Below are 20,275 nucleotides of genomic sequence, written 5' to 3' on the forward strand. Positions count from 1 at the left end.
TATGGCCGTGCGGGGGCCGCCGCCGGGCGAGCGGTCGGTTCCGCCGTGTGCGCCCGTGGGCGGCGGCCGGCCGCGCGGAATCGGCCGTTCGGGTGCGTTCGCGCGCCGCGCCCGCGTGGGTGCACGCGTGGCCCGCGTGGGCTGCTAGCGTGCAGACGTGTCGCGGACCCGTACCGAACGCCTGGTCAACCTGGTGATCTGCCTGTTGTCGACGCGACGGTTCCTGACCGCCGCGCAGATCGCCGCGACCGTGCCCGGCTACGAGCACGATCCGGACGACACGAAGGACCACGAGGCGTTCCAACGCAAGTTCGAGCGGGACAAGGCCGAGCTGCGGGAGCTGGGGGTGCCGCTGGAGACGGGGACGGCCAGCGTCTTCGACGCCGAGCCCGGCTACCGGATCGCCCCTCGGGAGTACGCGCTGCCGGACATCCCCCTCGAGCCGGACGAGGCCGCCGCGGTCGGCATCGCGGCGCGGCTGTGGCAGCACGCCGGGCTCGCCGCCGCGGCGTCGTCGGGGCTGGCGAAACTGCGCGCCGCCGGGGTGGACGTGGACCCGCAGGCCACGCTCGGTCTGGAGCCGATGGTGACGGTCGACCCGGCGTTCGCGCCGCTGACGGCCGCCGCGCGGGACCGCCGGGAGGTGAGCTTCGACTACCGGGTGCCCGACCGGGACGCCCCGGGCCGCCGCCGCCTGCAGCCGTGGGGGGTGGTGTGCTGGCGTGGCCGGTGGTATGTGGTGGGCCACGACCTCGACCGGGAGGCCGCGCGGTGCTTCCGGCTGTCGCGGGTGGTGGGCGCGGTGCGGGTCACCGGCGAGCCGGGCGGCTACGAGCCGCCGGCGGGGGTGGATCTGATCAGCCACGTCGCCCGCTGGTCGGGGCCGGTGGAGCGGACGGGGCGGGCCACCGTCCTGGTCGCGCCAGGCCGGGCGGCCGGGCTGCGCCGCTGGGCGGTGGGCGCCACGCCGGGGCCGGACGGGGACCGGCTGGTCCTGCCGTACGCGGACCCGGAGGTTCTCGCCGGCCAGCTGGTGGGGTACGGCCCGGACGTGCGGGTGCTGGGCCCGCCGGAGGTGCGCGAGGCCGTCATCCAGCGGCTGAAGGAGATCGCCGCGCGGCACGAGGAGCTGACCGTGACCGGAGGTGCCCGATGACCCGCCCGGCCAACCGTCCGGCGGCCCGGTCGAGCGGGCCGCGCGGCACGGGCTCCGGCACCGGCCGCGCGTCGGCGGACCGGCTGGCCCGGTTGCTGAACCTGGTGCCGTACCTGCTGGCCCGGCCCGGGATCGAGATCGCCGAGGCGGCCGGCGACCTGGGCGTCACCGAGCGGCAGCTGCGGGAGGATCTGGAGCTGCTCTGGGTGTGCGGGCTGCCCGGTTACGGCCCGGGCGACCTGATCGACATGGCGTTCGACGGCGACCGGGTGACGATCACCTACGACGCGGGCATCGACCGGCCGTTGCGGCTCACGCCCGACGAGGCGCTCGCGCTGGTCGTGGCGCTGAGGATGCTCGCCGAGACGCCGGGGGTGGCCAACCGGGAGGCGGTGGAGCGGGCCCTCGCGAAGATCGAGAGCGCGGCGGGCGACCTGGTCGCCGCCCCGGTGGAGGTGCGCATCCCGGCGGACGGCCGGCGGGTGGAGCAGCTGAGCGCCGCGGTCGAACGGGGCCGGGCGCTGCGGATCACCTACTACACGGCGGCGCGGGACGAGACCACCGAGCGCACGATCGACCCGCTGCGGATGCTGATGGTCGCCGGCCGGGCGTACGTGGAGGCGTGGTGCCGCCGCGCGGAGGCGGTCCGGCTGTTCCGGGCCGACCGGATCGACGCGGTGACCGAGCTGGACGAGCCGGCGGTGGTGCCGCCGCAGGCCCGCCCGTACGACCTCACCGAGGGCGTGTTCCGCCCCTCGGCGGACCTGCCGCTGATCACGCTGCGGGTCGGCCGGGGCGAGCGGTGGATCACCGAGTACTACCCGTGCGAGCACGTCGGGGCCGGTGACGGCGACCAGTGGCTGGTGTCGCTGCGGGTGACGGACCTGGGCTGGGCGCGCCGGTTCGTGCTCGGGCTGGGCCCGGACGTGACGGTGGTCGCCCCGGCGGAGCTGGCCGAGCAGGTCCGCGGCGCGGCGGTGGCGGCGCTGGAGGCGTACGCCACGCCCGACGACGCTACGTCGGCCGATCCGGCGGTGCCCGCGCTGCGCCGGTAGGCTGGCCGCCGTGGTGACGTGGATCGTGGTCGCGGTGGTGCTGTTGGCGCTCGTGGTGCTGGCCCTGGCCGTGCGGCCGGTGGTGGCGCGGCTGCCGCAGCTGCGCCGGGCGGCCGTGCGTCTGCAACACCGCCAGACCGAGGCGGAGGCGCTGCGGGTCACGGCGGAGGCGCTGCAGGAGCGGGCCGAGGCCCTCCAGACCCGGGTCGAGGTCACCCAGCGGCGGCTCGCCGTGATCAAGGCGAAGCGCGGCCGGTGATCGACCCCGGTCGGTGCCGTGCGTGGAAGCTGCGCGTTCCGGGGCCGTAGCGCGCAGGATCGATCCGCCGCAGGTGGTTGACGGGACGCGCGGCGTTGGTCAAGACTTCACCGGCCGGCCGCGATCACCAGCGGCACGGCGGGTGGCAACGGCCCGTTACGCACGTACGATGGGCTGCGGTACACCCCTCACACGTAACAGATCGACGGGAGCTTCCCATGGGTGCCCTGAAGCCCTGGCACATCGCCGTACTCGTGGTCGTGCTGATCCTGCTCTTCGGCGCGAAGCGGCTCCCCGACGCGGCCCGCTCGCTCGGCCGGTCGCTGCGGATCATCAAGGCCGAGACCAAGAGCCTGCACGACGACGACCGTGACCTGGCCGAGAAGGCGGACGCGCAGACGGGCTACCAGCCGCTGCCGCCGAACGCCGCGCAGCAGCCCCAGCAGCCCCAGCAGCCGTACGCGCCGCAGCAGCAGCCGTACGCCCCGCCGCAGGCTCCGCAGCAGCCGGTCGTCGACCCGGTGCAGCGCGCCCGCGACAACTGACCGAGGGGCCCGATCACCGTGGCCTTCGCTCTCCGCAAGCGCGGCCCGAGCAATTTCGACCGGGCCGCCGACGGCTCGATGACGCTCATGGAGCACATCCGTGAGCTGCGCAACCGATTGTTCCGGGCGTCCCTGGCGATCGTGGCCGGCCTGATCGCCGGCATCTGGTTGGCCCAGCCGGCGTTCGATCTGCTGAAGCAGCCCTACTGCCGGCTCCCGGAGGCGACCGACGCGCTCGGGAAGTGCCAGCAGTTCCTGCAGCTGTCGCCGGCGGACGGCTTCATCCTCAAGCTGAAGCTGGCGCTGTGGATCGGCCTGATCATCGGGGCGCCCGTCTGGCTCTACCAGCTGTGGGCGTTCATCGCCCCCGGCCTGCACCGGCACGAGCGCAAGTGGGCGTACGTGTTCGTCTCCATCGCCGCGCCCCTGTTCGCCGCCGGCGCCGTGCTGGCGTACCTGGTGGTGGACAAGGGTCTGGCGTTCCTGATGGAGTCGGGCGTCACCGGCCTGTCCACGCAGTTGGAGGTCACCCGCTACATCTCCTTCGTCACCAACATGATCCTGCTGTTCGGGGTGGCGTTCGAGTTCCCGCTGGTCCTGCTGATGCTCAACTTCACCGGGGTGGCCACCGGGAGGCGGCTGCTGAGCTGGTGGCGCGTGGTGATCTTTATTTCGTTCGCGTTCGCCGCGGTGGCCACGCCGGATCCGGGTCCGTTCGGGATGACTCTGCTGGCCGCGGCGCTCTCCCTGCTCTATTTCATCGCGGTGGCCGTCGCGTTCGTCAACGACAGGCGGCGCGGGCGCGGCAAGGAGGTCTACGCCGGGGTCGCCGACGACGAGGTGTCGCCGCTGGAGTTGGACACCGAGCCGGTGGAGCCGGCGCAGCGGATCGAGGCGAGCACGCCGGTCGCCGCCCCGGCGCCGATCGACCGCCGCTACGACGACATGACCTGACCGGTCGACCCGTACGCCGAACGCGCCGTCCCCGACCCGGGGCGGCGCGTTCGTCCTCCGTGCGGACCGCCACCGGCATCGGCCGGCAGGACGATGATCGCGGCGGCGGCGGGGCGGTACCGTGCTCGCCGTGACCGCCGCCGATCACCCCGCCCCGGGTCCTGACCGCCCCGCGCCGCGGCCCGACGGGCCCGTGGCGGTGCTCGCGAACCCGACCGCCGGCCGGGGGCGGCACCGGGGGCTGCTGCCGCGCCTGCTCGACCGGCTCGCCGAGAGTGGCCGGCCGGTGCGGCTGCTGGAGGCGGGGACGGCCGCCGAGGCGGAGGTGGTCTGCCATCAGGCGGTGGCCGACGGCATCGCCGCGCTGGTGACCGTCGGCGGCGACGGCACCGTGCACCGGGGGTTGCAGGCGGTGGCCGGGACGGCGGTGCGGTTCGGCCCGGTCCCGGCCGGTACGGGCAACGACTTCGCCGCCGACACCGGCTTCCCCGCCGACCCGCTCGCCGCCGTCGAGGTGATCGCCGCGGCGCTTCGGGACGGGCGGAGCCGCCCGGTGGACCTGGCCCGCCTGACCGGTCCGGACGGTGCCACCCGGTGGTACGGGGCGGTGCTGGCCGCCGGGTTCGACGCGATCGTCAACGAGCGGGCCAACCGGATGCGCTTCCCGCGCGGCCCCCGCCGCTACGACCTGGCGATCCTGGTCGAGCTGGCCCGGCTGCGTCCCCGCCGGTACGCGCTGCGCCTCGACGGGCGGCCCCTGGACGTCGACGCGGCGCTCGTGGCGGTGGGCAACACGGCCAGCTACGGCGGGGGGATGCGGGTCTGCCCGGACGCCGACCCGACCGACGGACTGCTGGACGTGGTGATCGGGGGCCGGTTCGACCGGCGGACCCTGATCCGGGTGAAGCCGCGCATCTACCAGGGCGCCCACGTACGGCACCCGCTGGTGAGCACGCATCGGGCGCGGACGGTCGAGCTGAGCGCCGAGGGCATCACCACGTACGCCGACGGGGAGCGGGCGCTGGCCCTGCCGGTGACGGTGACCGCCGTCCCGGGCGCGGTCCGGCTGCTGCGCTGAGCGATCCGGCCCAGCCCGCTTCGGCTGGCGGCGCCACGGGACTGCGCGGCCCCCCGATCTTGGACAGTTGTCGTTCGGCCTGAACGGCAACTGTCCAAGAATCGGGGACGCCCGCGTCGTCGCGGCGCGGCTCAGGCCGCGCGCGATCATGGACGCTCAGGCGAGCGCGCCGCGGTGGGCGCGGATCAGCTCCGCGTAGCGGTGGCCGCTGGCCTTGGGCCTGGCGAGGGGAGCTCTCCTCAATGCCGCCGCACCCGCCGGACGGTGTCGCGGTACCACAGCGCGCTGCGCTTCGGGATGCGCCGCTGCGTGTCGTAGTCGACCCGGACGAGGCCGAACCGCTTGTCGTAGCCGTACGCCCACTCGAAGTTGTCGAGCAGCGACCAGGCGAAGTAGCCGCGCACGTCAGCCCCGGCCAGCCGGGCCCGGGCCGCCGCGCGCACGTGCTCGGCCAGGTACGCCACCCGGTCGTCGTCGGCCACGAAGCCGTCGGCGTCCGGCCGGTCCTCGAACGCCGCGCCGTTCTCGGTGACCACCATTGGCACCCCCGGGTAGTCCCGGCCGAGGCGCACCAGCAGCTCGGTCAGGCCCTCCGGGCGGATCTCCCAGCCCATCGCGGTCGTCGGCAGCCCTTGCGGCACCACCCGCCGCACCGGCCGGCCGTCCTCGTCGCGCTCCCGGCCGTCCTCGTCCACCCCCGAGAAGAGCTGGCCGAAGTAGTAGTTCACCCCGAGCACGTCGACCGGCGCCGAGATGACCTCCAGGTCGCCCGGCCGCACGGGGACGCGCACCCCCTCGGCGGCAAGGTCGGCCAGCACGTCCTCCGGGTACGCGCCGCGCAACAGCGGGTCCAGGTACAGCCGAGCGCCCTGGCCGTCGGCGGCCCGGGCCGCGTCGCGGTCCGCCGCGCTGTCGGTCGCCGGGGCCGCCGTGGACAGGTTGAGCGTGATCCCCAGCTCGACCGGGCCGGTCGCCGCCGCCCGCATCCGCCCGGTGGCCAGCCCGTGCCCGAGCAGCAGGTGGTGCGTGGCGGCGATCGCGTCGCCGAGGTCCTGTCGGCCCGGCGCGTGTTGGCCGTGGTAGTAGCCCAGCATCGCCGAGCACCACGGCTCGTTCAGCGTCGTCCACGTCCGCACCCGGTCGCCGAGGGCGTCGAAGACCAGCATCGCGTAGTCGGCGAACCGGTACGCCGTGTCGCGCGCCGGCCAGCCGCCGGCGTCCTCCAGCTCCTGCGGCAGGTCCCAGTGGTACAGCGTGACCCACGGGTCGACCCCGTGGCCGAGCAGTTCGTCGACCAGCCGGTCGTAGAAGGCCAGCCCCGCCGGGTTGGCCGGCCCCCTCCCGCCCGGCTGCACCCGGGGCCAGGCCACCGAGAACCGGTACGCGTCGACGCCCAGGCCGGCGATCAGCGCCACGTCCTGCGGCATCCGGTGGTAGTGGTCGCAGGCCACGTCCCCGGTGTCGCCGTCCGTCACCGCCCCCGGCACTCGGCAGAACGTGTCCCAGATGGACGGTGTCCGGCCGCCCTCGGCGACCGCGCCCTCGATCTGGTAGGACGAGGTGGCCACCCCCCACCGGAACGACGCCGGCAGGGTGTCGATCGGGTCGTCGGTGGCGGTCGTGGCGGCGCTGGGCTTCATGTCTCTCCTCGGGACGGGTCGAACGGGTCTGACAGGCCGGACGGGCGCGGACGGGGCGAACTGCTCCAGGTGCCGGCGCCGGTCACCGCCCGGCGCCCTCGGCCACCGGGTGCCGCCAGCAGGCGACCGCGCGCCGCCCGCCGGGCGGGTCCGCGGGCGGGCCCAGCGGCGGCAGCCGGGTGGCGCAGGGCTCGACGACCCGCGGGCAGCGCGGGTGGAAGGCGCACCCGGCCGGCATCGCCCGCAGGTCCGGCGGGGAGCCGGGGATCCCGGTCAGCTCGCGGCGCGGCCCGCGCAGCGCGGGGAAGGAGTGCAGCAGCCCGTCGGTGTACGGGTGCAGCGGCGCGGCGTACAGCTCGGCCGCCGGCGCCTGCTCGACGATCCGCCCGCCGTACATGATCGCGATGCGGTCGGAGAACTCCACCAGCAGCGACAGGTCGTGGGTGATGAACAGCACCGCGAAGCCCAGCCGCTCCCGCAGCTCGGCGAGCTGGGCCAGGATCTGTCGCTGCATCACCACGTCCAGGGCGGTGGTCGGCTCGTCCATGATGACCACCTGCGGCTCCAGCGCCAGCGCCATGCCGATCATCACCCGCTGCCGCATGCCCCCGGAGAGCTGGTGCGGGTAGGCGTCCAGCCGGTCGGCGGAGATGCCGACCAGGCGCAGCAGCTCCGCCGCACGGGCCCGCCGCGCCGGGGCGCTCATCCCCGGCTCGTGGGCCCTGATCACGTCGAGCAGCTGGGTGGAGATCCGGTGCACCGGGTTGAGCGAGTTCATCGCGCCCTGGAACACGATCGACGTCTCCGCCCACCGGTACGCGCGCAGCCGCGCGGGCGACAGCGACAGCACGTCGACCGGCGGCCCGTCGACGGGGTGGTGGATCACCTCGCCGCCGCTGACCACGCCCGGCGGCGGGAGCAGCCGGGTCAGCCCGTACGCGAGGGTGGACTTGCCGCTGCCGCTTTCCCCGGCCAGGCCCAGCACCTCGCCCCGGTGCAGGGTGAGGTCCACCTCCCGGACGGCGTGCACCGCCTCGTCGCCGAGCCCGTAGTCGACGCTCAGCTTCCGGATCTCCAGCACGGGTTCGCTCATCGTCCGCCGTCCTTCCTGCGCGGAGCGGCCGGCTCGGGCGGCCGCCGGGACGCCGGTGGGGCGGACGGCCCGGACGCCTCGGAGGCGGGTCGCGCGGCCGGCGGCGGGGCCGGTCGGAGCGCCAGCACCGGGGTGAACCCGACCCGCATCCGCACGGTCCGCCCGTCGGCGGTGCGGACCCGTCCCCGGCCGCCGGAACGCAGCCGGGGGCTGACGAACTCGTCGATGCCGAAGTTGATCAGCGCGAGGGCGGTGCCGAGCAGCGCGATGGCCAGCCCGGCCGGGACGAACCACCACCAGGCGCCCTGTGCGAGGGCCTGCTGGCTCTGCGCCCAGAACAGGATCGTGCCCCAGTTCCACGAGGACACCGACGAGATGCCGATGAAGGCCAGGGTGATCTCCGACAGCACCGCGAAGATGACCGTGCCGACGAAGCCGGAGGCGATGACGGCGGTGAGGTTCGGCAGGATCTCGAACACGATGATCCGCCAGGTGTGCTCGCCGGTGGCCCGGGCCGCCTCCACGTAGTCCCGCCGGCGCAGCGACAGCGTCTGCGCCCGCAGCACCCGCGCGCCCCACGCCCACGAGGTCAGGCCGATGACGACGGCGACGACCAGGTCACCGGCGTCGGTGATGGTGGAGGTGACGATGATGACCAGCGGCAGGGCGGGGATCACCAGGAACACGTTGGACAGCGCGGACAGCCCGTCGTCCCACAGGTCGCCCAGGTAGCCGGCGGTCACCCCGACCAGCACCGACAGCACGGTGGCCACCACCCCGGCGGCCAGGCCGACCAGCATCACCCCGCGGGTGCCGACCAGGACCTGGCTGAACACGTCCTGCCCGAGGTGGGTGGTGCCGAACCAGTGCCGCGCCGACGGCGGCTGGAGCAGGCCGGCGCTGCGCGCGTCCGGGTCGTACGGGGCGATCCACGGCCCGATCACCGCGAGCACGGCGTACCCGGCGACCACGGCCAGCCCGGTGGCGGCCTTGCCGTTGGCGACGAACCGGAACCGCCGCCGCAGGCCGGGCCGCGTGGCGGGCTGGGCCGTCGCGCCCTGCCCGGGCATGACCTGTTCGACGCTGGAGGTGGGGATGCTCATGCCTCAGCCCTCCCTGCGGGTGCGCGGGTCGAGAACCAGGTACGCCAGGTCGGCGAGCAGGTTGGCCACCAGCACCGACAGCGTGATGACCAGGAAGATGCCCTGCATCAGCGGGTAGTCCTTGGCGCTGACCGCCCGGAACAGCAGGAAACCGAGGCCGGGATAGGAGAAGACGATCTCCACGAGCAGCGTGCCGCCGACGATGAAGCCCAGCGACAGCGCGAACCCGGCGACGTTGGGCAGCAGCGCGTTGCGGGCCGCGTAGCTCATCGCCACCCGCCGTTCGGGCAGCCCCTTGGCGTGCGCCACCGTGATGTAGTCCTCGGCGGCGACGGTGACCATCATGTTGCGCATGCTGAGGATCCAGCCGCTCATCGAGGAGATCAGGATGGTCGCCGCCGGCAGCAGGCTGTGCCGCACCGCGCTGCCCAGGAAGATGGTGTCCCACGCGGGGACCAGGCCCGGCTCGTAGCCGCCCGAGGACGGGAAGAAGCTGCCGGGGCCGGCCAGCACGGCGATCGCCACCAAACCGAGCCAGAAGTACGGCACCGAGGACAGGAACGTGGTGACCGGCAGCAGGCCGTCGACCCACGACCCGCGCCGCCAGCCGGCCAGCACGCCCAGCCCGGTGCCGAGGGCGAAGCTGACCAGCGTGGTGATGCCGACCAGGGCCAGCGTCCAGGGCAGGGCGTCGCCGATCACCTCCGACACGGGCGCCGGGAAGGCCGTGAACGACAGCCCCAGGTCGCCGCGCAGCAGTTGCTGCCAGTAGTCGACGTACTGGGTCCAGATGCTGTCGTCCGAGTCGATGCCGAACAGCACGTACAGCGAGTTGATCGCGTCGGTGCTGAGCTGCCCCTGGTAGCGGGAGATCAGCGCCTTGACCGGGTCGCCGGGGATCATCCGGGGGATGAAGAAGTTGAGGGTCAGCGCGGCCCACGCGGTGAACAGGTAGAACGCGAGCCGCCGCAGCAGGAAGGTCACCGCGTGGCCTCCCGTCCGTCGTCGCCGACCAGCGCCAGTGCGGTCGGGCCGGCCTGCGCGTCGCGGGTCGCCGGGTCGTGCAGCCAGCAGGCCGCCCAGTGCCCGGGCCGGTCGCCCACCTGCAGCGGCGGCGGCAGATCCGCGCCGCAGCGGGGCATCGCGTACGGGCAGCGGGGGTGGAACCGGCAGCCGGGCGGGGGCCGCAGCAGGCTCGGCGGCTCCCCGTCGCCCCGCTCCGCCACGGCCGCCCGGCCGGCCCCGGTGATCCGGTCCGGGTCGGGCGCCGAGTCGATCAACAGCCGGGTGTACGGGTGCGCGGGGCGCTGGGTGACCGTCTCGCTGTCGCCACCCTCGACCAGCCGCCCGGCGTACATGACCAGGGTCTCGTCGGCGAAGTACCGGGCCGAGGCGATGTCGTGGGTGATGTAGAGGACGGCGAGCCGGAGCCGCTCCTTCAGGTCGCGCAGCAGGTTGAGCACGCCCAGCCGGATCGACACGTCGAGCATCGACACCGGCTCGTCGGCGAGCAGCACCTCCGGGTCGGCGCCCAGCGCGCGGGCGATGGCCACCCGCTGCCGCTGCCCGCCGGACAGCTCGTGCGGGAACTTGTCCAGGTAGCGATCCGGAGGGGTGAGCGTGACCCGCTCCAGCAGCGCGCGCAGCGCCGCGTCGAGGTCGGCGGCGGTGCGGCCGGCGTTGCCGTGCACCCGCAGCGCCCGGGTCAGGTGGTAGCGCACCGTGTGCACCGGGTTCAGCGAGGCGAACGGATCCTGGAAGATCATCTGCACGCGTCGGGCGTACGCCCGGAACGGCCGCCCACCGCGGACGGTGACCGGTTCGCCGTGCAGGCGGATCGTGCCCGCCGTGCGCGGGTACAGCTGGGCCAGCAGCCGTGCCACGGTCGACTTGCCGGAGCCGGACTCGCCGACGAGGGCGGTGACCCGGCCGCGGCGCAGGGTCAGCGTCACGTCGTCGACGGCGTGCACGCGCGGGGTGGCGCGGGAGAGGAGGTCACGCAGCCGCCCGCGGACGGGGAAGTGCTTGGTCAGGCCGATCGCCTCCAGCACCTCCTCGCGGACGGCCGGCGCGTCGGTGTCGGGCGACGTCATGCCGGATTCCTGTCTGCTCGGGGTGGTCGCGGCGCCGCCGGCCGGCGGCCCGGGCACGACGCCCCGGGCCGCCGGCGCGGCGGGTCAGGAGTTCGCCGGCCGCAGCCGCCGCACGACGTCCGCGGCGTTCGGCTGGGTGGGCTGCGCCGCGCCGTACGCGTCCGCCTCGTCCGGCCAGCCGACCCAGTTCCTCGTGCTGTAGGCCGCGCCGATGTTGTCCGCGCCCACCGGCACCATCGGCACCTGCTCCACGAAGATCTTCTGCAGCGTCGCCAGCGCCGCCGTCCGCGCGGCGTCGTCGGTGGCGTTCGCGTACGCGGTGAGCGCCGCGGTCGCCTCCGCGTTGTCGAACCGGCCGAAGTTGCCGGCGGGCGAGGCCTTGCCGACCGGCTTGAGCAGCCGCCCGTCCATCACCGTCTGGTAGATGTCGTACGGGGTGGCGCCGCCGTTGGTCCACCGGAAGGTCGCGTCGAACCGGCCCTCCTCCACGTTGCGGAACCACGCGTCCTGGTTCGCCTTCTCCACGGTGGCGGAGATGCCGATCTTCGACAGGTTGTCCTTCACGATCTCCAGGCTGGTCTGGTAGTCCGACCAGCCGGCCGGGTCGGTCAGGGTGAGGGTGACGGGCTTGCCGGACGGGTCCCGCAGGGTGCTGCCCGCGTACGTGAAGCCGGCGTCGGTCAGCACCTTCTTCGCCCCGTCGACGTCGACCTTCTGGTCCTGCCCCCGGTACTCCGGGGCGATGTACGCGTCGCCGGCCGGGCTGGGCAGCCCCGTCACGCTCTTCACCACCGGGTGGAAGTAGCCCGCCGAGGCCTGCTGGAAGATGTCCTCCCGGTTGATCACCATGCTCATGGCGCGGCGCAGCGCCGGGTTGTCGAACGGCTTCTTCGTGGTGTTGATGTACAGGCCGTGGATGCCGAGCACCGGCGGCGCCCACACCTTGTGGTGCGCGGGGTCCTTGGCGACGAAGACCGTCTGGACGTTCGGGATGAACACGAAGCTCCACTCCGACTCGCCGTTGGCGAGGGCCGTGGTCTGCGCGTTGTTGTCGGTGTACGACGTGTAGCGCAGCTCCTTGACCTTCGGCAGTTCCTGCCAGTAGCCGCTGGTGCGCACGGTCAGCGTGGTGGTCTGCGGCGTGAACGACTTCAGCGTGTACGCGCCGCTGCCCACCGGGTTCGGGTTGGTGCTCGTGGCCGGATCCTTGACGGCCGACCAGACGTGCTCCGGCACGATCGGCACCTGCGCGATGATCTTCTGCTGGTTGACGAACTGCGGGGACGCGAACGTCAGGGTGACCTGGTTGCCGTTCGCGGTCACCGACGCGTACGGGATGGCGTTGATGTTCAGCGCCTCGTTGTTCTTGAGCAGGTTGTAGGTGAAGGCGACGTCGGCGGCGGTGACCGGCTTGCCGTCCGACCAGGTGGCGTTGTCGCGGACGGTGACGGTGACGGACCGGTAGTCGGCGGTCCACTCGGCCTTCGTGGCCAGCCACGGTTTGAACGGCTCGGCGGGCCTGACGGGGTTCCACATCATCAGGGGCTCGTAGATCTGCCACCGGTACCCGAGCGACGCGGCCGAGGACGTGGTGAGGAAGGGGTTGTGGTTCTCCGTCTGCGGGCCGTTGGGCATCCCCACGTTGAGGACGGTGGCCGCGCCGCCTTTGCCCTCCCTGGCCCTGGTGTTCGCGGTCTCGCCGCAGGCGCCGGTGGTGGCGGCCACCGCGCCGGCCAGCGCGATGGCGACGAACTGCCGTCTTCTCATGGTGGTCTCCCTCGGTGCTCCCGCTGCCCGGGAGCGGGGTCGGTGGGCGGATGTGGGGTGTTGCGGCAGCGCGGCCGGTCAGCGGGTGCTGGTTGCGGCGCGCACGGTGAACGAGGTCGGTATGACGGTCGGCGGGGCGGCCAGGGGAATCCCGGCGCGACGGGACGGCCGGGCGCGGTCGCGCCCGCCCATCTCCCGCAGCGGCCGGCGCACCGAGGTCAGCGGCGGCTGGGTGCGCGCGGTGAGCGGGAGGAGGTCGAAGCTCCGCTCCTCGCCCGCGGAACGGTCGCGCGTCGCGGGCCGGTTCAACTCGCCGGTGCCGTTCAGCATCCGGGAGACCGGCCCGCCCGGCGTACGCCCGCACCGCGTTCGACGCCGGCGACGGTGAGCGGCACGAGCGGGGACTGGGAGCCGCCCCGGAACCGGTTACGGAAGCGGGTTTTTCGGATGCCCACGAGAACTCCTCGGTAACGCGGCCTAGAGAGCGCTCTCCGAGTGTCCGGTCGTTTGCCGACGCGTGTCAATGGATCGCTGCGGACAGCGCCCTTGTCGGGGGCGTCGCTCTGATGCCGCGACGCCCTGTTGGCGGGATCGGGAATGGGGGCGGAGGGACGCCGCTCGTGCTGGCTCGGGAGCCTGTGCCGAGTGGGGTCCAGAATCCGCCGGGGGTGGATTTGGCGGGGCGGAGCCGACCGGGTATGGTTCATCCCCGGCAGGGAAACGGGCGCCAAGCGGGAGACCGCAGCGGTCGGCCTGCCGAAACTCCACGAAGCGTGCGGCGGTTTCCGCGCGATGAGTGGTGCCCGTGATTCGGGTGGAAGCGGGTCAGATCGGGAGGTTCCGGTTTGACAGGGCGGAAACCGGCGGGTAACGTAGTAAAAGTGCCCGGCGCGGGAGCGGCGGGTGCGGGACGAGATGCCCCGGCTGGTGGTCCTCCTGATGGGGGGTTGTTGGTTGGTGTGTGGTTGTTCTTTGAGAACTCAACAGGGTGCTTGATAAGCCAGTGCCAATTATGATTTACCCCCGCGCTGGTCGAGCTTTGGTTCGGCTGGTGTGGATTCCTTTGGCAACATTTTTGTTGTCAGGATGATTTTCCAAGTTTTTGTTGGAGAGTTTGATCCTGGCTCAGGACGAACGCTGGCGGCGTGCTTAACACATGCAAGTCGAGCGGAAAGGCCCTTCGGGGTACTCGAGCGGCGAACGGGTGAGTAACACGTGAGCAACCTGCCCTAGGCTTTGGGATAACCCTCGGAAACGGGGGCTAATACCGAATATTACTGCTGGCCGCATGGCTGGTGGTGGAAAGTTTTTCGGCCTGGGATGGGCTCGCGGCCTATCAGCTTGTTGGTGGGGTGATGGCCTACCAAGGCGACGACGGGTAGCCGGCCTGAGAGGGCGACCGGCCACACTGGGACTGAGACACGGCCCAGACTCCTACGGGAGGCAGCAGTGGGGAATATTGCACAATGGGCGGAAGCCTGATGCAGCGACGCCGCGTGAGGGATGACGGCCTTCGGGTTGTAAACCTCTTTCAGCAGGGACGAAGCGCAAGTGACGGTACCTGCAGAAGAAGCGCCGGCCAACTACGTGCCAGCAGCCGCGGTAAGACGTAGGGCGCGAGCGTTGTCCGGATTTATTGGGCGTAAAGAGCTCGTAGGCGGCTTGTCGCGTCGACTGTGAAAACCCGCGGCTCAACTGCGGGCCTGCAGTCGATACGGGCAGGCTAGAGTTCGGTAGGGGAGACTGGAATTCCTGGTGTAGCGGTGAAATGCGCAGATATCAGGAGGAACACCGGTGGCGAAGGCGGGTCTCTGGGCCGATACTGACGCTGAGGAGCGAAAGCGTGGGGAGCGAACAGGATTAGATACCCTGGTAGTCCACGCTGTAAACGTTGGGCGCTAGGTGTGGGGGGCCTCTCCGGTTCCCTGTGCCGCAGCTAACGCATTAAGCGCCCCGCCTGGGGAGTACGGCCGCAAGGCTAAAACTCAAAGGAATTGACGGGGGCCCGCACAAGCGGCGGAGCATGCGGATTAATTCGATGCAACGCGAAGAACCTTACCTGGGTTTGACATCGCCGGAAATCCTCCAGAGATGGGGGGTCCTTCGGGGCCGGTGACAGGTGGTGCATGGCTGTCGTCAGCTCGTGTCGTGAGATGTTGGGTTAAGTCCCGCAACGAGCGCAACCCTCGTTCGATGTTGCCAGCGCGTTATGGCGGGGACTCATCGAAGACTGCCGGGGTCAACTCGGAGGAAGGTGGGGATGACGTCAAGTCATCATGCCCCTTATGTCCAGGGCTTCACGCATGCTACAATGGCCGGTACAATGGGCTGCGATACCGTGAGGTGGAGCGAATCCCAAAAAGCCGGTCTCAGTTCGGATCGGGGTCTGCAACTCGACCCCGTGAAGTCGGAGTCGCTAGTAATCGCAGATCAGCAACGCTGCGGTGAATACGTTCCCGGGCCTTGTACACACCGCCCGTCACGTCACGAAAGTCGGCAACACCCGAAGCCGGTGGCCCAACCCGTAAGGGAGGGAGCCGTCGAAGGTGGGGCTGGCGATTGGGACGAAGTCGTAACAAGGTAGCCGTACCGGAAGGTGCGGCTGGATCACCTCCTTTCTAAGGAGCACCATCCGTCGAAGGACGGTATGGAGCCCGCGACCTGCGAATGTCGGGTCGGGGTGCTCGATGGCGGAGACACTGGTGAGTTCGATCCTGGCAACGGCTACGACGCCTGGTACGGCCACTTCGGTGGTGTGGAACGGTTGGTTGTGGTGCGGCTGGGGAGGATGGATAGCACCCTGTTGGGTCCTGAAGGAACAACCGTGGGTTGTTTCTTTCGGAGCCTTGGCCAGGACGTGAGTTCTGGGGGCTGCCAGGCATGGCCTGGTCTCGCATACCGTCGACGTGTGTCGGGCTGGTGTGGGGCTGTGGGTTGTGGGTTGGTCGTTTGTTGAGAATTGCACAGTGGACGCGAGCATCTTTGTGGTCAAGTTGTCAAGGGCGAACGGTGGATGCCTTGGCACCAGGAGCCGATGAAGGACGTGGGAGGCCGCGATAGGCCTGGGGGAGCTGTCAACCGAGCTGTGATCCCAGGGTGTCCGAATGGGGAAACCTGGCATCAGTCATGTGATGTCACCTGCACCTGAACACATAGGGTGTATGGGGGGAACGCGGGGAAGTGAAACATCTCAGTACCCGTAGGAAGAGAAAACAACATGTGATTCCGTGAGTAGTGGCGAGCGAAAGCGGATGTAGGCTAAACCGGTTGCGTGTGATACCTGTCAGGGGTTGCGTGGTCGGGGTTGTGGGACCCTGCGAGGTGGGCTGACAACCACCTGAGGAGTTACAAAGCCAGTTGCTAGCCGAACAGTCTGGGAAGGCTGACCGTAGGCGGTGAGAGTCCGGTAGGTGAAAGTGGCTGGTCTTCTGTGGGTGTTCCCGAGTAGCGGCGGACTCCTGTAATCTGCCGTGAATCTGCCAGGACCACCTGGTAAGCCTAAATACTTCCTGGTGACCGATAGCGGACGAGTACCGTGAGGGAATGGTGAAAAGTACCCCGGGAGGGGAGTGAAATAGTACCTGAAACCGTTCGCCTACAATCCGTCGGAGCCTTGCGGGGTGACGGCGTGCCTTTTGAAGAATGAGCCTGCGAGTTAGTGGCATGTGGCGAGGTTAACCCGTGTGGGGGAGCCGTAGCGAAAGCGAGTCTGAATAGGGCGTTTGAGTCGCATGCTCTAGACCCGAAGCGGAGTGATCTAGCCATGGGCAGGCTGAAGCGCGGGTAAGACCGCGTGGAGGGCCGAACCCACCAACGTTGAAAAGTTGGGGGATGACCTGTGGTTAGGGGTGAAAGGCCAATCAAACTCCGTGATAGCTGGTTCTCCCCGAAATGCATTTAGGTGCAGCGTCGCGTGTTTCTTGCCGGAGGTAGAGCACTGGATGGTCTAGGGGGCCCACAAGCTTACCGAAATCAGCCAAACTCCGAATGCCGGTAAGTGAGAGCGCGGCAGTGAGACTGCGGGGGATAAGCTTCGTAGTCGAGAGGGAAACAGCCCAGATCACCAGCTAAGGCCCCTAAGCGTGTGCTAAGTGGAAAAGGATGTGGGGTCGCATAGACAACCAGGAGGTTGGCTTAGAAGCAGCCACCCTTTAAAGAGTGCGTAATAGCTCACTGGTCAAGTGGTTCCGCGCCGACAATGTAGCGGGGCTCAAGCACACCGCCGAAGCTGTGGCATTCACATTTTTACTTCGCCAGGTCTTGATATCTGGTGCAGGTGTGTGGATGGGTAGGGGAGCGTCGTGCCGGGGGTGAAGCGACGGGGTGACCTAGTCGTGGACGCGGCACGAGTGAGAATGCAGGCATGAGTAGCGAATGAAGGGTGAGAAACCCTTCCGCCGGATGACCAAGGGTTCCAGGGCCAGGCTAATCCGCCCTGGGTGAGTCGGGACCTAAGGCGAGGCCGAGAGGCGTAGTCGATGGACAACGGGTTGATATTCCCGTACCCGCGAAAGAGCGTCCCTGATGAACCTTGCTGTGCTAACCACCCAAGCCATCCAAGACCTTCGGGTTGAGGGTGGGGAGCGTGGGATCCTGGTGGGTAGTAGTCAAGCGATGGGGTGACGCAGGAAGGTAGCTGAGCCCGGCCGGTGGTTGTGCCGGGGTAAGCGTGTAGGCCGTGCTGTAGGCAAATCCGCAGCACATGTGGGCTGAGACGTGATGCCGAGCCGATTCAGGTGAAGTCAGTGATCCTATGCTGCCGAGAAAAGCCTCTAGCGAGTTCTGAGCGGCCCGTACCCCAAACCGACACAGGTGGTCAGGTAGAGAATACCGAGGCGATCGGGCGAACTGTGGTTAAGGAACTCGGCAAATTGCCCCCGTAACTTAGGGAGAAGGGGGGCCGGAGACGTGAAGCCCCTTGCGGGTGGAGCGTTGTATGGCCGCAGAGAGCAGGGGGAAGCGACTGTTTACTAAAAACACAGGTCCATGCGAAGAAGTAATTCGATGTATATGGACTGACGCCTGCCCGGTGCTGGAACGTTAAGGGGACCTGTTAGCTCCTTTGGGGGCGAAGCGGAGAACTTAAGCGCCAGTAAACGGCGGTGGTAACTATAACCATCCTAAGGTAGCGAAATTCCTTGTCGGGTAAGTTCCGACCTGCACGAATGGCGTAACGACTTCCCCACTGTCTCAACCACAGGCCCGGCGAAATTGCATTACGAGTAAAGATGCTCGTTACGCGCGGCAGGACGGAAAGACCCCGGGACCTTTACTATAGCTTGACATTGGTATCTGAATTAGCTTGTGTAGGATAGGTGGGAGCCGGTGAAGTCCATACGCCAGTATGGGTGGAGGCATTGTTGAAATACCACTCTGGTTGATTTGGGTATCTAACTTCGGACCGTTATCCGGTTCAGGGACAGTGTCTGGTGGGTAGTTTAACTGGGGCGGTTGCCTCCTAAAGGGTAACGGAGGCGCCCAAAGGTTCCCTCAGCCTGGTTGGCAATCAGGTGTTGAGTGCAAGTGCACAAGGGAGCTTGACTGTGAGACTGACGGGTCGAGCAGGGACGAAAGTCGGGACTAGTGATCCGGCACTGGCATGTGGAAGCGGTGTCGCTCAACGGATAAAAGGTACCCCGGGGATAACAGGCTGATCTTCCCCAAGAGTCCATATCGACGGGATGGTTTGGCACCTCGATGTCGGCTCGTCGCATCCTGGGGCTGTAGCAGGTCCCAAGGGTTGGGCTGTTCGCCCATTAAAGCGGTACGCGAGCTGGGTTTAGAACGTCGTGAGACAGTTCGGTCCCTATCCGCCGTGCGCGTAGGATACTTGAGAAGGGCTGTCCCTAGTACGAGAGGACCGGGACGGACGAACCTCTGGTGTGCCAGTTGTCCCGCCAGGGGCACGGCTGGTTGGCTACGTTCGGAAGGGATAACCGCTGAAAGCATCTAAGCGGGAAGCCTGCTTCAAGATGAGGTATCCCACCCCTCTTTGAGGGGGTAAGGCCCCCAGCTAGACGACTGGGTTGATAGGCCGGAGATGTAAGCTCGGTAACGGGTTGAGTTGACCGGTACTAATAGGCCGAGGACTTGATTATCAAAGGTGCTACGCGTCCACTGTGTGATTCCCGACAAGCGAACAGCAGACCATGTTTTTGGTGTTGTTTGATATGTCGATAGTGTTACGGCGGTCATGGCGGAGGGGAAACGCCCGGTTACATTCCGAACCCGGAAGCTAAGCCCTCCAGCGCCGATGGTACTGCACTCGGGAGGGTGTGGGAGAGTAGGACACCGCCGGACATTCTTTCGTTCAGGGCCACCCCATCCGGGGTGGCCCTGAACGCATTTCCACCCCATTTTCGGAGAGCGGAACGGGGCCGCCCGCCGCGGCGGCGGACGGCACCGGCTCGGTCAGGCGAAGCGGGACGGGTCGCCGGCGCCGACCCGGACGATCTCCGGCTCGCCCTCGGAGAAGTCGACCACGGTGGTCGGCTCGGTGCCACACTCGCCCGAGTCGACCACAGCGTCGATCGCGTGGTCGAGCCGTTCCTTGATCTCCCAGCCCTGCGTCATCGGTTCCTCGTCGCCCGGCAGGAGCAGGGTGCTCGACAGCAGTGGCTCGCCCAGCTCGGTGAGGATGGCCTGCGCGACAGGGTGCTCCGGGATGCGGACGCCGACCGTCTTCTTTTTGGGGTGCAGCAGCCGGCGGGGCACCTCCTTCGTCGCCGGCAGGATGAACGTGTAGCTGCCGGGGGTGGCGGCCTTGACGGCGCGGAACACGGCGTTGCTCAGTTGGACGAACTGACCGAGCTGCGCGAAGTCCCGGCACACGACGGTGAAGTGGTGGCCGCTGTCGAGGTTCCGGATCTCCCGGATCCGGTCCATGCCCTCCTTGTTCCCGAGGCGGCAGCCCAGGGCGAAGCACGAGTCGGTGGGGTATGCGATCAACCCGTCGCGGCGGATCAGGTCGACCACCTGACTGATGGTGCGGTGTTGCGGGTTGTCCGGGTGAACGTCGAGGTACTTCGCCATAGGCCGAAGCTTAGGCCGCCCCGCACTGTCGCGTTCCTGACACTGCCCCGGCCGCCGCAGGGGTCGACGCTCATCGTTGTCTTCATGGTCGGTCGGGATGGCGGTGGGTACGGTGCGGTCGTCCGGCATCCCCCGATGCCCGGGCCCGTGCTGCTCACGGCGGTCGTCTTCGTGGTCCTGGCGGTGCTCTTCGCCCTCGCAACCCTGCACCGGCTGGTGGACGACGACGGGTCGATCGGCGCGGCCGTGTTCTTCGCCGCCATGGCGGTCGCCTGCGCGGCGCCGGCGCTCGGGCTGTCCGGGCGTCGGCCGTGGGCTCCCGTCGCGGCGTACGTGCCGTCCGGGCTGCTCGCCACAGCCTCCCTCGGCACGTTCGGCGCGATCACGCTCGTCGGGCTCGGCCTGCTGGCCTGGGTGCTGTGGGCGCTGAACGCGCGGGCGTCTCGGGACTGGCTGGCCGGGCCGCGGCGGCCGCGCTGACGGGTGGTGACCGGTGGGCG

General features: G+C 69.4%; 16 protein-coding genes and 3 rRNA genes. 10 read left to right on the forward strand and 9 right to left on the reverse strand.

The features are described from left to right. Positions 1 to 157: 157 nt before the first annotated feature. The 6 genes from JD77_RS23275 (at position 158) to JD77_RS23300 (ending at position 5,047) form a co-directional block, all read left to right on the forward strand. Positions 158 to 1,156: a helix-turn-helix transcriptional regulator gene (locus JD77_RS23275; RefSeq protein ID WP_145776173.1), complete on the forward strand. Its 999-nt coding sequence runs from the start codon at positions 158 to 160 to the stop codon at positions 1,154 to 1,156. Continuing rightward, positions 1,153 to 2,211, forward strand: a complete 1,059-nt coding sequence (locus JD77_RS23280) for a helix-turn-helix transcriptional regulator (RefSeq protein WP_145776174.1) — start codon at positions 1,153 to 1,155, stop codon at positions 2,209 to 2,211. Before JD77_RS23275 ends, JD77_RS23280 begins: the two co-directional genes overlap by 4 nt. Positions 2,212 to 2,221: 10 nt before the next feature. Further along, positions 2,222 to 2,470, forward strand: a complete 249-nt coding sequence (locus JD77_RS23285; protein WP_145776175.1) for a hypothetical protein — start codon at positions 2,222 to 2,224, stop codon at positions 2,468 to 2,470. Positions 2,471 to 2,688: 218 nt separating this feature from the next. Beyond that, complete coding sequence (gene tatA, locus JD77_RS23290; protein ID WP_145776176.1) at positions 2,689 to 3,015, forward strand: Sec-independent protein translocase subunit TatA; 327 nt, start codon at positions 2,689 to 2,691, stop codon at positions 3,013 to 3,015. Positions 3,016 to 3,033: 18 nt separating this feature from the next. Then, positions 3,034 to 3,969 carry a twin-arginine translocase subunit TatC gene (tatC, locus tag JD77_RS23295; protein ID WP_145776177.1) on the forward strand — a complete coding sequence of 312 codons (936 nt, stop codon included), beginning with the start codon at positions 3,034 to 3,036 and terminating at the stop codon, positions 3,967 to 3,969. Positions 3,970 to 4,099: 130 nt separating this feature from the next. Beyond that, positions 4,100 to 5,047 carry a diacylglycerol kinase family protein gene (locus JD77_RS23300; RefSeq protein ID WP_145776178.1) on the forward strand — a complete coding sequence of 316 codons (948 nt, stop codon included), beginning with the start codon at positions 4,100 to 4,102 and terminating at the stop codon, positions 5,045 to 5,047. Between the two features lie 239 nt (positions 5,048 to 5,286). Here JD77_RS23300 and JD77_RS23305 read toward each other — a convergent pair whose 3' ends face one another. The 8 genes from JD77_RS23305 to JD77_RS34840 all read right to left on the reverse strand — a co-directional run bounded on the left by JD77_RS23305 (position 5,287) and on the right by JD77_RS34840 (position 13,198). Next, positions 5,287 to 6,687: a GH1 family beta-glucosidase gene (locus JD77_RS23305; protein ID WP_145776179.1), complete on the reverse strand. Its 1,401-nt coding sequence runs from the start codon at positions 6,685 to 6,687 to the stop codon at positions 5,287 to 5,289. A gap of 82 nt (positions 6,688 to 6,769) precedes the next feature. Then, positions 6,770 to 7,780: an ABC transporter ATP-binding protein gene (locus tag JD77_RS23310; RefSeq protein ID WP_145776180.1), complete on the reverse strand. Its 1,011-nt coding sequence runs from the start codon at positions 7,778 to 7,780 to the stop codon at positions 6,770 to 6,772. Next, positions 7,777 to 8,883, reverse strand: coding sequence for an ABC transporter permease (locus JD77_RS23315; RefSeq protein WP_145776181.1), 1,107 nt, complete (start codon positions 8,881 to 8,883; stop codon positions 7,777 to 7,779). The genes JD77_RS23310 and JD77_RS23315 overlap by 4 nt, the downstream gene beginning before the upstream one ends. A 3-nt stretch (positions 8,884 to 8,886) precedes the next feature. Further along, positions 8,887 to 9,867 (reverse strand): ABC transporter permease, encoded by a 981-nt coding sequence (locus JD77_RS23320; RefSeq protein ID WP_145776182.1) that lies wholly within the window; start codon positions 9,865 to 9,867, stop codon positions 8,887 to 8,889. Then, positions 9,864 to 10,976 (reverse strand): ABC transporter ATP-binding protein, encoded by a 1,113-nt coding sequence (locus tag JD77_RS23325; RefSeq protein WP_145776183.1) that lies wholly within the window; start codon positions 10,974 to 10,976, stop codon positions 9,864 to 9,866. Before JD77_RS23325 ends, JD77_RS23320 begins: the two co-directional genes overlap by 4 nt. 84 nt (positions 10,977 to 11,060) lie before the next feature. Then, complete coding sequence (locus JD77_RS23330) at positions 11,061 to 12,743, reverse strand: ABC transporter substrate-binding protein (RefSeq protein WP_145776184.1); 1,683 nt, start codon at positions 12,741 to 12,743, stop codon at positions 11,061 to 11,063. 78 nt (positions 12,744 to 12,821) lie between these two features. Continuing rightward, positions 12,822 to 13,073 carry a type 1 periplasmic-binding domain-containing protein gene (locus tag JD77_RS23335; protein WP_145776185.1) on the reverse strand — a complete coding sequence of 84 codons (252 nt, stop codon included), beginning with the start codon at positions 13,071 to 13,073 and terminating at the stop codon, positions 12,822 to 12,824. Further along, a complete protein-coding gene (locus tag JD77_RS34840) occupies positions 13,067 to 13,198 on the reverse strand; it encodes a hypothetical protein (protein WP_281292114.1) in 132 nt (43 codons plus the stop codon). Before JD77_RS34840 ends, JD77_RS23335 begins: the two co-directional genes overlap by 7 nt. 647 nt (positions 13,199 to 13,845) lie before the next feature. Between JD77_RS34840 and JD77_RS23340 the strand changes: the two genes are divergently transcribed. From JD77_RS23340 to rrf, 3 genes are all read left to right on the forward strand, one after another. Further along, a 16S ribosomal RNA gene (locus JD77_RS23340) occupies positions 13,846 to 15,361 on the forward strand. A gap of 368 nt (positions 15,362 to 15,729) precedes the next feature. Further along, positions 15,730 to 18,841: ribosomal RNA gene (locus JD77_RS23345) — 23S ribosomal RNA — on the forward strand. A gap of 85 nt (positions 18,842 to 18,926) precedes the next feature. After that, a 5S ribosomal RNA gene (gene rrf, locus JD77_RS23350) occupies positions 18,927 to 19,043 on the forward strand. The 16S, 23S and 5S rRNA genes sit together here, the layout of an rRNA operon. Positions 19,044 to 19,154: 111 nt before the next feature. Here rrf and JD77_RS23355 read toward each other — a convergent pair. Continuing rightward, positions 19,155 to 19,775, reverse strand: coding sequence for an L-threonylcarbamoyladenylate synthase (locus JD77_RS23355; protein WP_145776186.1), 621 nt, complete (start codon positions 19,773 to 19,775; stop codon positions 19,155 to 19,157). Between the two features lie 84 nt (positions 19,776 to 19,859). Between JD77_RS23355 and JD77_RS23360 the strand changes: the two genes are divergently transcribed. Then, positions 19,860 to 20,255 (forward strand): hypothetical protein, encoded by a 396-nt coding sequence (locus tag JD77_RS23360; protein ID WP_145776187.1) that lies wholly within the window; start codon positions 19,860 to 19,862, stop codon positions 20,253 to 20,255. Positions 20,256 to 20,275: the final 20 nt, after the last annotated feature.

Origin of the sequence: Micromonospora olivasterospora (genome assembly GCF_007830265.1) — a bacterium.
Classification (GTDB): domain Bacteria; phylum Actinomycetota; class Actinomycetes; order Mycobacteriales; family Micromonosporaceae; genus Micromonospora; species Micromonospora olivasterospora.

What these genes read in the sequence shown, in the direction of transcription:
- JD77_RS23280 (WP_145776174.1), top strand. Translation starts at nt 1,153, where the DNA reads ATGACCCGCCCGGCCAACCGTCCGGCGGCCCGGTCGAGCGGGCCGCGC.
- tatA (WP_145776176.1), top strand. Translation starts at nt 2,689, where the DNA reads ATGGGTGCCCTGAAGCCCTGGCACATCGCCGTACTCGTGGTCGTGCTG.
- JD77_RS23305 (WP_145776179.1), bottom strand. Translation starts at nt 6,687, where the DNA reads ATGAAGCCCAGCGCCGCCACGACCGCCACCGACGACCCGATCGACACC.
- JD77_RS23310 (WP_145776180.1), bottom strand. Translation starts at nt 7,780, where the DNA reads ATGAGCGAACCCGTGCTGGAGATCCGGAAGCTGAGCGTCGACTACGGG.
- JD77_RS23315 (WP_145776181.1), bottom strand. Translation starts at nt 8,883, where the DNA reads ATGAGCATCCCCACCTCCAGCGTCGAACAGGTCATGCCCGGGCAGGGC.
- JD77_RS23325 (WP_145776183.1), bottom strand. Translation starts at nt 10,976, where the DNA reads ATGACGTCGCCCGACACCGACGCGCCGGCCGTCCGCGAGGAGGTGCTG.
- JD77_RS23330 (WP_145776184.1), bottom strand. Translation starts at nt 12,743, where the DNA reads ATGAGAAGACGGCAGTTCGTCGCCATCGCGCTGGCCGGCGCGGTGGCC.
- JD77_RS23335 (WP_145776185.1), bottom strand. Translation starts at nt 13,073, where the DNA reads ATGCTGAACGGCACCGGCGAGTTGAACCGGCCCGCGACGCGCGACCGT.
- JD77_RS23355 (WP_145776186.1), bottom strand. Translation starts at nt 19,775, where the DNA reads ATGGCGAAGTACCTCGACGTTCACCCGGACAACCCGCAACACCGCACC.
- JD77_RS23360 (WP_145776187.1), top strand. Translation starts at nt 19,860, where the DNA reads ATGGTCGGTCGGGATGGCGGTGGGTACGGTGCGGTCGTCCGGCATCCC.